Here is an 11,495-nt window from a genome sequence, read left to right as displayed (position 1 = left end):
GGACTGTCCGCCCACGCGCTGGCGTAGCGAGTCGACGAAGGCTTGGCCGGTGGGGCCGACGCCGGGCGCTTCTCCGGTGCCGCGGGCGAATACCACTTGCACGTCGGGACACTGGGCCGAGGCGGCGGGGATAACGGAGGTCGACAGGGCCGAAACGGCCACGCCCGACGCTGCGAGAACTGCTGCTGAACCGAGGGAACGAACGATGTGACGTGCGATCATGCCGCCATTGTGCCCAACCAACACGCCGCTTAAACAGAGGAAACACCGAAATTACTGTGTTCTCATAAAATAACCGCCGCCGATGCGGACGGGTCGAGATCGGTTGGGCGCCGCGCTCATCCGCCGCCGCCGATCGAATCCTCGAGAGCCCACCCGCCATCGGGGCCGTCCCCTGAGCCGGCTCGGCCGGGCCGGGGCGCGGGCCCGTGATGCAATGTGGTCTGCTACTTGTAGTTACGAGCCCGGGGCACGGTGAAGCAACAGCCGACCTCGGCAAGCGGCTCGAGTGAATGCGGCAGCGAAGTTGAACGCAATAGCGCAGGCCCTGAACATTGTCACGGACCACGTGGCCAACCCGGCGCGGATGTCGGACCCCGACAAGTTGCGCGGCACCGTCTTCGGCAAGACCGTCTTGGTGACCGGCGCCTCCTACGGCATCGGTGAGGCGACCGCACGCAGCCTGGCCGCAGCGGGGGCGACCGTCCTGGTGGTCGCCCGGTCCGAGGAACGGCTGTGCGACCTCACGGCGTCGATCAACGCCGGCGGGGGTCAAGCGGTCGCCTACCCGACCGACCTCACCGACGAATCCGCGGTGAGCACCCTGGCCAAGCAGATCACCGAGGAGCACGGCCCGCTCGATATCGTGGTGAGCAACGCCGGCAAGTCACTGCGCCGCTCGTTGCATGAGCAGTACGACCGGGCGCACGACTTCCAGCGCACCATCGACATCAACTACCTGGGGCCGGTGCGGCTGCTGCTGGGGCTGCTGCCGGCCATGCGCAGCAACGGCAGCGGGCACGTCGTGAACGTGTCGAGTGTCGCCGTGCGGGTGGCGCCGGGCCCGCAATGGGGTGCCTATCAGGCGTCGAAGGGCGCCTTCGACCGGTGGCTGCGCAGCGTGGCCCCGGAGCTGCATACCGACGGTGTCGATGTCACCACGGTCTACTTCGCGTTGGTCCGAACCAGGATGATCGCGCCCACCCCACTGCTGGGCCGCCTTCCCGGACTGTCGCCAGACGAAGCCGCCGACGCCATCGCCAAAGCGATCATCGAGCGGCCACGCACCATCGAACCGCCGTGGGTGTTGCCGGCCGAATTGGCCTCGGTGCTGCTGGCCGGCCCGGCCGACTACGCCGCGCGGCTGTGGCACCGTCGGTTCTTGACCGAGCCCGGCACCGACGAGGCCGACGATGACGAATGACCGCGTGGTGACCACCGCCGCCCGGGCCCTGCTGCACTCCGGTCTGGTCAATCCGCCGGCGCCGCTTGCGGGTTTCCGGCTTCTTCGCGAGGTGCGCCGGGGCGGCACGAATCCCTACACGCTGTTGGCGGTCACGACCGCGCGTTGGCCCGACCGGACGGCGATCGTCGACGACGACGGCGCGCTGAGCTACCGCCAGCTGCAGCAGGCGACCGAGTCGCTGGCGCGGCGACTGTCCGCCGACGGCGTCGCACCCGGGCAGGCGGTCGGGGTGATGTGCCGCAACGGACGCGGTTTCGTGGCGGGCGTTTTCGCCGCCGCCCTGCTGGGCGCCGACGTCGTGCCGATGAGTACGGAGTTCCGCAGCGATGCGCTGGCGGCCGCGGTACAAGCTCACCGCATTTCGACCGTGATCGTCGACGACGACGAATTCGCCGAGCGAGTTCGGGCCGCGGATGAATCGGTCGTCACGGTCGATCCGGCGACCGGCGGCATAGACGAGGGCGCGCGCAGGCCGGACGTTGCCGCACCCGGCCGCATCGTGTTGCTGACATCGGGCACCACGGGGAAACCCAAAGGGGTTCCGCGCACACCGCAGCTACGCTCCGCGGTGGGCGTGTGGGTGACGATCCTCGACCGCACCCGGTTGCGCACCGGTTCGCGAATTTCGGTGGCTATGCCCATGTTTCACGGACTTGGGCTCGGCATGCTGATGCTGACCTTCGCGCTCGGGGGCACGGTTCTCACGCGCCGTGAGTTCGACGCCGAAGGCGCGTTGGCCCAGGCGTCGCTGCACCGCGCCGACGCCTTCACCGCGGTGCCCGTCGTGCTCGCGCGCATCCTGGACCTGCCCGAGCAGGTGCGGGCGCGAAACCCGCTGCCCTACTTGCGGACCGTGATATCCAGCGGCGACCGCCTCGACCCCACTCTGGGCCAGCGGTTCATGGACGCCTACGGCGACATCCTCTACAACGGCTACGGCTCCACCGAGGTCGGCATCGGTGCGCTGGCCACGCCGGCGGATCTGCGCGAAGCTCCCGAAACCGTCGGAAGACCGGTCGTGGGGTGCCCGGTGCGGATCTTCGACAAGAACGACAGGCCGGTCGGGCCGCGGGTCACCGGGCGGATCTTCGTCGGCGGCGAATTGACCAGCGAGGGCTATACCGATGGCGCGGCAAAAGCCGTCGTCGACGGCATGACCAGCACCGGCGACATGGGCTATTTGGACAACGCGGGCCGGCTCTTCATCGTCGGCCGCGAAGACGACATGATCATCTCCGGCGGCGAGAACGTCTATCCGCGTGCGGTCGAGAACGCGCTCGCCCAGCACCCTGCCATCGCCGACAGCGCGGTCATCGGTGTCCCCGACGAACGGTTCGGTCAGCGCTTGGCCGCGTTCGTGGTCGCGCAACCAGGCGGCGAGATCGATGCGGCAGAGCTGCGCGAGTACCTCAAGGGCCGGGTCTCTCGCTTCGAACAGCCCCGCGACATCAACATCGTCGACAACATCCCGCGCAATCCCACCGGAAAGGTGCTGCGCAGGGAACTGTCCGGCTAACGCCCTACTCCTCGCCGGGCTCCAAAGCGGCGACCTGCCTGGCCAGCCAGTTGGGTGCCAGCGCCGAGATCGCGGTGGCACCCGCTGTCGAACCCAGCACGCCGGACCAGGCCACCGGCCCCAGCGGCGTGCAACCGAAGAACTGACTGAGCACCGGGGTCTGCACGATGCCGACCAGGACGCCGGCGCTGCCCAGGGCGGTCGCCACGACGAGCGGGCTGTGCCGGCGCGTCAGGAGCGTCTGCGCCAGCTGTGTCGTCACGAGCGCGGTCAAACCCATTGTTGCCGTGCGGCGTTCGGTACCCGGCGTCCATCGTCCGATGGCCCAGGCGGTCGTCGCGCCGGCGGCCGTGACGGCGCCGCGAGAGACGATTTGGCGCATCAGCGGGGCGTCGAGTGAGGGCGTGGGTCCGGTCAGCACCGCACGACGGTGCAGGCGGCGCGCCTCTTCGGCGGCTTCGGTGGATTCGTACTCGGCTTCGTCGGGTTCGACGTATTGCGACGTGACCGCCACCGCGAGCGCGGGGAACATGTCGGTGAGCAGGTTGACCAGCAACAGCTGACGCGTCCCCACCGGGGCGCGGCCCTGGCCGAAGGCGGTCCCGATGATGGTGAACAACACCTCGCCGACGTTGCCGCCGACCAGGATCGTGACGGCGTCGCGAACCCCGCTCCACATGCTGCGGCCCTCGACCAGAGCGTCCATCAGCACGCCCAGATCCTCGTCGGTCAAAACGATGTCGGCGGCGCCGCGAGCGGCCGACGATCCGCGACCGCTCACCCCGATACCGACGTCGGCCATCCGGATCGCGGCGGCGTCGTTGGCGCCGTCGCCTACCATCGCGGTCACGCGTCCGCAGCGCTGCAGCGCGCCCACGATCTGCACCTTCTGCTCCGGGCTGACCCGGGCGAACACCTGCACATCGGCGACCATCCTGGCGCACGCGTCCTCGTCGAGACCGGCGAGTTCGGCGCCGGTCATCACCCGGGCGTCCTCGGGCAGGCCCAGCTGCCGGGCGATCGCCCGCGCGGTGACGGGGTGGTCGCCGGTGATCAGCACCACGTCGCGGCCGGCGTCCACCAGCTCCTCGATCAACGGGCGAGCCGATGCCCGCGCGGTGTCGGCCAAACCGACGTAGCCGAGCAGTTTGAGGTTCTTCGCCGCGGAGTCCACGGCGTCGGCGTCGGTGTCCTCGTCGTCGGTTTCGTGCTTCCAGCCGCGCTGCGCCACGGCGAGCACCCGCAAACCCTGCTCGGCCAGCCCGTGGACCACCGCCTCGGCGCGCTGTAGGTCGGCTTTCGAGTCGGCGAACTTGCAGCGCGGCAGGATGACCTCGGGGGCCCCCTTGAGGACCAGCATCGGCGCGTCCGCGGGGTGACCGTTGTCGTGGCCCACGGTCCCGATCGCTGCGGCGAAGCCGCGACTCGACTCGAACGGCACCTCCGCGACCATCTCCCAGTCAGAATCGGTGTGGCCGTTCAGCGAACTCGCCGCGGTGAGGATCGCCTCGTCGGTGGCGTGCGCATGTCCTTGGCCATCCTGCGGCTGAGCGGACGCGCGCGCGGCGGCCCGCAGCAGGCCGGCGGATTCCGGGTCGGTCAGTTTCGGGAAGGGGTCGTGCGGGTCGACGTCGTCGGGAACGGCGCACACCACGCGCAGCCGGTTCTCGGTGAGTGTGCCCGTCTTGTCGAAGCAGATGGTGTCGACGCGGCCCAACGCCTCGATGGTGCGCGGCGCGCGGACCAGTGCCCCGCGCGCCGTCAGCCGTTGCGCGGCCGAGAGCTGGGAGAGGGTGGCCACTAGCGGCAGCCCCTCTGGGACCGCGGCCACCGCGATCGCGACGCCGTCGGCGACCGCCTGGCGCAGCGGCGCGCGGCGCAGCAGGGCCAACGCCGACACCGTTGCGCCGCCGGCCAGCGTCAGCGGCAGCACCTTGCTGGTCAGTTCCCGCAGCCGGGCTTGGATCCCGGCTGACGTCTCGACGTCGGCGACCGCCGAGATCGCGCGGTGCGCGGCGGTGCCGACGCCGGTGGCCACGACGATCGCCCGGGCATGTCCGGCGACGATGGTGCTGCCCTCGAACAGCATGCTGGCGCGGTCGGGGTCGTTGACGGCGACGGGATCCACCTGCTTGTCCACCGGAAGCGACTCGCCGGTCAGCAGGGACTCGTCGACCTCGAGGTCGTCGGCCATCAGCAGGCGGGCGTCGGCCGGGACCACTTCGGGCGCGGCCAGATCGATGACGTCGCCGGGCCGCAGCGACTTCGCGGATACCGTGGCTGTGCGGGTCGCGTGCCGGGCGGCCTCGAGCCGGCGGCGGGTCGTCGCGACGGCCGGAACGACCACGCGGCGCACCAGCTGATCCTGCTCGGCGAACAGCTCGGCGGCGGCGGACTCGGCCCGCAGCCGTTGTGCCCCACCGGTTATCGCGTTGACGGTCATGACGCCGGCCACCAGCAGCGCATCGATGTTGCTGCCGACGATCGCCGACGCCGCCGCGCCGACGGCAAGAATGGGAGTCAGCGGATCGGCGAGTTCGGTCCGGGTGGCGGACGCCAGCCGGACCACGTTGTGCAAGGGCTTGCGCAGGGGTTGCAGCGCCGGGCTGTACGACAGGTCGTCGAGGCGGCGTCGCCAAGACGACTCGGTTTCCACGGCCATCGGCCGCGCACCGCCGGCCAGCCGCGAGTACACGATTTCGGGATCCAGTGCGTGCCAGGCGGTCAGCGGTTGGGGAGTGGGGTCGGGCAGCCGAAGCACCCTGGTGGCCGAGAAGGTTCCCGTGACCAGCGCGGTGGCCGCGGCGGCATTGACCGGGTTGAGCCAGCGCCGGAAGCTCACCGGGCTGGTGCTCGTCTCTTCTTCGCCGGTGACGAGCAGCAGACCGGCCAGCGTGGTGCCGCCCTGCGCCAGGTGCACCGCCGATTCGCTGGCCGACCGGGCCACCGGGATCGCCGACAGGATGCGCACCGCGTCGGCCAGGTCGGTGCCGGTGATGATGTCCGCCGTCCACGCCGTCGCGGCGCGCGGATCATCAAGCGCCACACCGATATCGGCAATCGCAAGTGCGGCCAGGGTATCGGTCGAGGCGAAGTCGCGGTGCAGCGCGGTGATCAGCAGCACCGGTCCACGATCGGCTCGCAGCTCACGGACCACGTTCAGGAGCGGCGTGCCGGGCGGATGCGTGGTGCCGACGCTGGCGGTGAGGTCCTCGGTGCCCGCCACGTGGCGCAAAACCACTCGCGCACCGGTGCGGTTCGCGGTCTGGAAGAGCGGAATCGCGTAGGGATCGACCTCCCAGCCCACGTCGACACTGCCGACGCATTCGCCGTCGACGATCAGGTCGGCGCTTTCCAGGCCCTGCGCGGGTGTCGCCGAAGGCCCTTGGGTCCGAACCCATCTCAGCCGCGCCCCGGTTGCGGGCAACTCGTCCGGGTCGGGCTCGGGCGCCTCTTCGCCGTGTAGCAACGCATCGGTCACCTCGTAGACCCGGTCGTCGTCCCAGCCGGGAGCGTCTCCGCGGACACGCAAGACCGCGCGATGATCGCCGCGCAGCGCGGCGCCGTCGATGACGACCACCTTCACCCGGTCCAGGCGGCGCAGGGCGCCCGGGTCGAGAACCAGTTGTCCGGTATTGGCAAGCCCGCGGCCCAATATCGCGGCGAAGGCCTGGCGGCCCATATGGGCGGCCCGGGGCACCCCGGCCTCGATCGCCGCGGCCGCGTCCTCGGTGCCACCGCCGGCGACCAGCGCGCTGACCGCGGCGATCAGCGAGCCGTTGGCCGCCGAATCGACATAGCTTTCCACCGGGCCGGCCATCGAGCCTTTGGCCTTATCCATCGCGGCGTCGATCGTTCCGCCGACGACGACGTGGGAGGCGTCACCGGCCGCGGCCGCGGCCCAGCTGTGCCGGGGCAACTCCGACTTGGCCGAGGAGATGACCGGAACCACCGGAGCCTGCGGCCGGTCGGGGGAGGCCAGCTGCCGCTCGCGGTCGCGCCACACCCGCCGGTGCGCCGACGCCTCGGAGACCTGCAGGGTGCGTTGCGTCAGGTCGAGCATCGGGGTGCCGACCGATTGGGTCAGGCCGTGGGCGGCCGCCGTCGTCGCGGCCAGGGCGATGTCGGTGCCCACCCGGCCCAACCGGGCCTCCAGGATCGAGACCATGCGCGGCTGATGATTGATGAGCGCGGCCGCGGCGCGGGTGGTTTGCGGCGCGGCGGGCAGCCGGGTCACCCATCCGGTGACCGCGGCCCCCATCGCGACGAGATCCATTGCCGCCGCGGTGAGTGGCACCAGAATCGCCAGCGGGTTCCCCGGATCGGCGAACGGCGCGGAGAGCGGTGGCGACTCCGTCTTGGACCACGTGATGTCGGATGCGATCGAGGACACCGTCGCGCGCACCTCGTCCAGAACGACGTCGTTGTCCGCGTCGTCGGACAGTTCGACCACCAGGCGGCCCAGCGACCCCTCGACGTGGGCCTTGGCCACACCCCGGATCCGGCGCACCGGCTCTTCTACGGCGGGCGCGTACTCGTGCCAGCGTGGGAACGGCAGCAACGGATCCAAGTCCAGGTGCACTCGATGCCCGCTGTGCCAGCGCACCGGCGGCAGGATGGCGGCGGAGCCGTCGGGCGAAACGTCCAAGCCGATGGCGCGGCCCGTCGTTTGGGCAACCGACTGAATGACCGGGCCGGCGAGCTCGGCTACCGGATTGGCCAACGTCTGCAGCGCGCCGGCGGCCCCCGCCGCGGTCGACACACCCGCCCGCACCACCTGCGCGGCTCCGCCAGCTACACCAGCGACGACGCCGGAAACGCCGGGAATCTTCACTCGTCACCCTTCAACTTCGTCTACCGCGCCTAATGATCCTGGCGTGTGGCGGACCTGTCCACACGTGGGCCGGGAAGGTAAAACCGTGCGACGACACCGATGACGATGCAGGTCGAGCCTCCCTTAGAGAGCAAGGGTGCGATTACGTCCCTGCTCAGATGTTACCGGGTTGGCGACAAACCAAACGTGTTGAACAAGCGGGGGTCGAGGAAGACGGTGATGCCGGCGATGCCGGTAGCGCCGGTGGTCAGGACATGAATCGAATGTGCCCCCATCGTCCCGTCGGTGCTGCGCCGGTACTCGGCAACGGCTGGTTGCGCATTCGCGGCCGTCGGGATCATCACCATATCGCCGGGCTTGGCCAGGGCGCGCCCGGCGAGGAACCGCAGCACCGCGTCCCGGCCGGTGAACCACACTGGCATGGGCGGCATTTCGAGTTTGACGTCCGCTTGCAGCAGCGCCGTCAGTGCCGCCATGTCCGCGTTTTCGAACGCCGCGCAATACCGGTCGAGCAATTCGCGACGCTCGGCATCCCCGGGCTCGGACCTGCCGTCCTCGTCGGGGGAGATTTCGGCGAGGCGGGCTCGGGCGCGCTGCAGCGAACTGTTGACGGCCGCAGGCGTGGTTTCCAGGAGCTCGGCAACTTCGGCGGCGCTGAACTGCACGACGTCACGCAGAATCAACACCGCGCGTTGCCGCGCCGGAAGCTCCTGGAGGGCCGTCATCACGGCGAGCCGCACGCTCTGCTTGGCGGTGAGGTCGTCTTCCGGGCTCTTGAACATCGAGTCGGGAATGGGCTCGAGCCAGGCGTGCGCGCCGGCCGTCGCATCGAAATCGGTGTCCGGGTCGATTGAGCCGTCCCCCACCCCCATCGGCAGCACGCGACGGGCGCGGTTCTCGAGCGCACGTAGGCAGGCGGTCGTCGCGATCCGATACAGCCATGTCTTCAACGCCGCGCGCTCCTCGAATGCCTCATAGCCGCGCCAGCCCCGCAGATACGTCTCCTGGACCAGATCCTCGGCATCGTGCACCGAGCCCAGCATGCGATAGCAATGCGCGATCAGCTCGGCCCGAAAAGGCGCCGCCTGCTCGACGAAATCCTCCTGCGCCGGCACGACCCTCTCCTCTCGGCTGCGTGAAGAACCTACTCCCTTAGAGACGTCGCGCCGCCGAAATTCATCGGTCCGCACGCGATGAATCCCGATGCCGCTCCGTATCTGAATTAGTGAAGACGCGGCCACGGCCGCACACCACACCGGAGAGTGAGAACGACCATGAACCAGCCCCGCTCCGCCCACGCCGATGGGCTCGTCGGCACCACCGCGATCGTGACCGGAGCCGGCCGCGGCTTCGGCCGTGCCATCGCCTCCGCGTTGGTGGCGGCCGGCGCGCAGGTCGTCGGCGTTGCGCGCACGCAATCACAACTCGAGGAGGTGCGCAGTCAGTTGGGCGACACCTTCATCCCGGTGGTGGCTGACGCCGCCGAGTCTGAGACGGCCCGCCGACTCGTCGACCATTACCGACCGCGCACACTTGTGCTGTGCGCCGGGGCCACGCCGCGGATGACGCCACTACAGGAGCAGACCTGGGAGACGTTCAGTGAGAACTGGAACTCCGACGTGGCGCAGGCATTTCACTGGATTCGCCACGCGCTGCGCCGTCCCCTGGCGCCGGGCAGCTCGGTGATCGTGATGTCCAGCGGCGCCGCGCTGAACGGATCACCGCTGTCCGGGGGCTACGCGGGCGCGAAGGCGACCGTCAGGTTCATCACCAGCTATGCCGCCATCGAAGCGCAACGCGCCGGGCTCGGGATCGGCTTCACCGCCGTGTTGCCGCGGTTGACGCCGGCCACCGACCTCGGCGCGGCCGCCGTGGCGGCCTACGCCGAACGGCAAGGCGTCGACGTCGACTCCTTCCTGCAGGCCGCCGGACCCGCGCTCACCGCCGAACAGGTGGGCAAGTCAGTCCTGGAGATCGCCACCGGCGACGCGGCCGAAGACGGCGCTTACCTACTCAGCTCCACCGGCCTCGCGCCGCTGTCCTGACCACCCGCGCCCGAAAGGTAACAGCGATGAACACACCGCCGATCGTGTCGGCCCAAGAATGGGCGACCGCGCACCAGCAACTGCTGACGAAGGAGAAGGAACTCACCCGAGCCCACGACGCACTCGCGGCCATGCGCCGCCGGATGCCGTGGACGCCCGTGGACTCCGAGTACGCGTTCGAGGGGCCCGAGGGCAAGGTCAGCCTGCGGGGTCTGTTTCAGGGCAGGCGTCAGCTGGTTGTCTACCGCGCCTTCTACGGACCCGACATAGACGGCTGGCCCGAGCACGGCTGCCGGGGCTGCTCGATGATGGCCGATCATGTCGGCAACCTGGCCCACCTGAACGCCCGCGACACCACGCTGGTGTTCGTTTCGCGTGCGCCGCAGGCCGACATCGAACGTCTGAAGGAGCGGATGGACTGGAAAATGCCGTGGTACACCATCGCCGATGAATTCGACACCGACTTCGGCGTCGACGAATGGCACGGCACCAACGCTTTCATCCACGATGGCGACCGGGTGTTTCGCACCTACTTCATCAACAACCGGGGCGACGAGGCGCTGGGAACAACCTGGAGCTTCCTCGACATGACCGCACTCGGGCGCCAGGAAAACTGGGAGGATTCGCCCGAGGGCTATCCGCAGACCGCTCCCTACGAGTGGTGGGACTGGCACGACGCGTACGGCGAGCACGAGCCGTCACGCTGGTTCGGTGAGCCCGACCCGAACGATCCCAGCGACATCCGGCCGCCGCGCGGAGACTAAGTGGCGCAGTAGATTCGGCATTTTCAGCTGCACCTGATTTGATGGTCAAAGGCCCAAAAACACCAATGCGCGGTAGCCGTCGACCGGCTACTCGCGCATATTCCGCTCAGATATTTCGGCTATAAAATGCGGTGGTTCGCCCTGCCGACCTGATACCCGGCAGGAAACGATTTCTCGATGACCTGCAGTTGGTGATCCACCCTGGACTCCAGCTCGAGCACCACGCAGCTATCGCTGAAGGATTTCGATTCGAGAACTATGTACCGCTGACCACAATCGGTGATCGGGTCGCCCGAGTGCAATTTCTCGACCGGCACCGACTCCGGAGTTCCATCTGCCTCCATGCATGACACGTTAGGTCAATTCCGCAAATGAGGGAATACACCGCTACGTCGTGTCGGCGCCCCGCTGCTTGAAGAACACACTGACGTGAGAGATCAACCCGTCGTTGTTCTCCTCGAACAGGATGCATTCGGGCCACGTGGACACAACGCTGTCGATCTCGAATGTCTCGGACAGCTCGGCGAACGACACGCGAGAATCCACGTGCGAGACCCGCTGCACGTGCAACCGATGGCCCTGCAGATTGGTGCATACCTTGCGCAGGTAGGCGACATAGTGCGCCTTACCCTCGACGACATCGCAGAACGGACCCTCCCGGGTCAAGCCTTCCTCGGCGATGGTGTCGGACAGTCCGTCCCAGTCGTGCGTGGCGAGGGACTCCAGGTACCGCTCCACCACTCCGGTGCCGATTTCAGTCGCGTTGGCCATAGCGTCTCCACTCGGTCGATGATGGCCTCGATAATGGCTAGGTCCACCGTAAACCCGGCATTCCCGCCGGACTAGGTTCTCTCCTATGAGCTGGTGGATC

General features: G+C 68.8%; 8 protein-coding genes and 1 pseudogene. 4 read left to right on the top strand and 5 right to left on the bottom strand.

Annotated features, from left to right (window positions below; all coding sequences use genetic code 11):
- The coding region (locus VFW69_RS20055; protein WP_526503828.1) for a cutinase family protein at positions 1-222 on the bottom strand (222 nt) is incomplete at its 3' end.
- A gap of 364 nt (positions 223-586) precedes the next feature.
- On the opposite strand from VFW69_RS20055, the gene VFW69_RS20050 reads away from it, so the two are divergent.
- Positions 587-1,423 carry an SDR family NAD(P)-dependent oxidoreductase gene (locus VFW69_RS20050; protein ID WP_526503830.1) on the top strand — a complete coding sequence of 279 codons (837 nt, stop codon included), beginning with the start codon at positions 587-589 and terminating at the stop codon, positions 1,421-1,423.
- On the top strand, positions 1,413-2,981 hold the full coding sequence (locus tag VFW69_RS20045; protein WP_526503826.1) for a class I adenylate-forming enzyme family protein: 1,569 nt from the start codon (positions 1,413-1,415) through the stop codon (positions 2,979-2,981). The genes VFW69_RS20050 and VFW69_RS20045 overlap by 11 nt, the downstream gene beginning before the upstream one ends.
- Before the next feature lie 4 nt (positions 2,982-2,985).
- Here the strand turns inward: VFW69_RS20045 and VFW69_RS20040 are convergent, their stop codons facing one another.
- Positions 2,986-7,815, bottom strand: coding sequence for an HAD-IC family P-type ATPase (locus tag VFW69_RS20040; RefSeq protein ID WP_526503824.1), 4,830 nt, complete (start codon positions 7,813-7,815; stop codon positions 2,986-2,988).
- A 161-nt stretch (positions 7,816-7,976) separates the two neighbouring features.
- A pseudogene (locus tag VFW69_RS20035) lies at positions 7,977-8,933 on the bottom strand (RNA polymerase subunit sigma-70); the annotation flags it as partial.
- Positions 8,934-9,089: 156 nt separating this feature from the next.
- On the opposite strand from VFW69_RS20035, the gene VFW69_RS20030 reads away from it, so the two are divergent.
- Positions 9,090-9,860, top strand: coding sequence for an SDR family oxidoreductase (locus VFW69_RS20030; protein WP_526503822.1), 771 nt, complete (start codon positions 9,090-9,092; stop codon positions 9,858-9,860).
- 26 nt (positions 9,861-9,886) lie between these two features.
- A complete protein-coding gene (locus tag VFW69_RS20025; RefSeq protein ID WP_526503820.1) occupies positions 9,887-10,624 on the top strand; it encodes a DUF899 domain-containing protein in 738 nt (245 codons plus the stop codon).
- 119 nt (positions 10,625-10,743) lie between these two features.
- Here the strand turns inward: VFW69_RS20025 and VFW69_RS20020 are convergent, their stop codons facing one another.
- Together VFW69_RS20020 and VFW69_RS20015 are read right to left on the bottom strand one after the other, a co-directional pair.
- Entirely contained in the window at positions 10,744-10,968 is a 225-nt protein-coding gene (locus VFW69_RS20020) for a hypothetical protein (RefSeq protein ID WP_526503818.1), read from the bottom strand.
- 43 nt (positions 10,969-11,011) lie between these two features.
- Complete coding sequence (locus tag VFW69_RS20015) at positions 11,012-11,395, bottom strand: nuclear transport factor 2 family protein (protein ID WP_526503816.1); 384 nt, start codon at positions 11,393-11,395, stop codon at positions 11,012-11,014.
- Positions 11,396-11,495 lie beyond the last annotated feature (100 nt).

It is taken from the genome of Mycobacterium sp. (assembly GCF_036273375.1).
GTDB lineage: Bacteria > Actinomycetota > Actinomycetes > Mycobacteriales > Mycobacteriaceae > Mycobacterium.
This window is presented reverse-complemented; position numbering and strand designations above follow the sequence as displayed.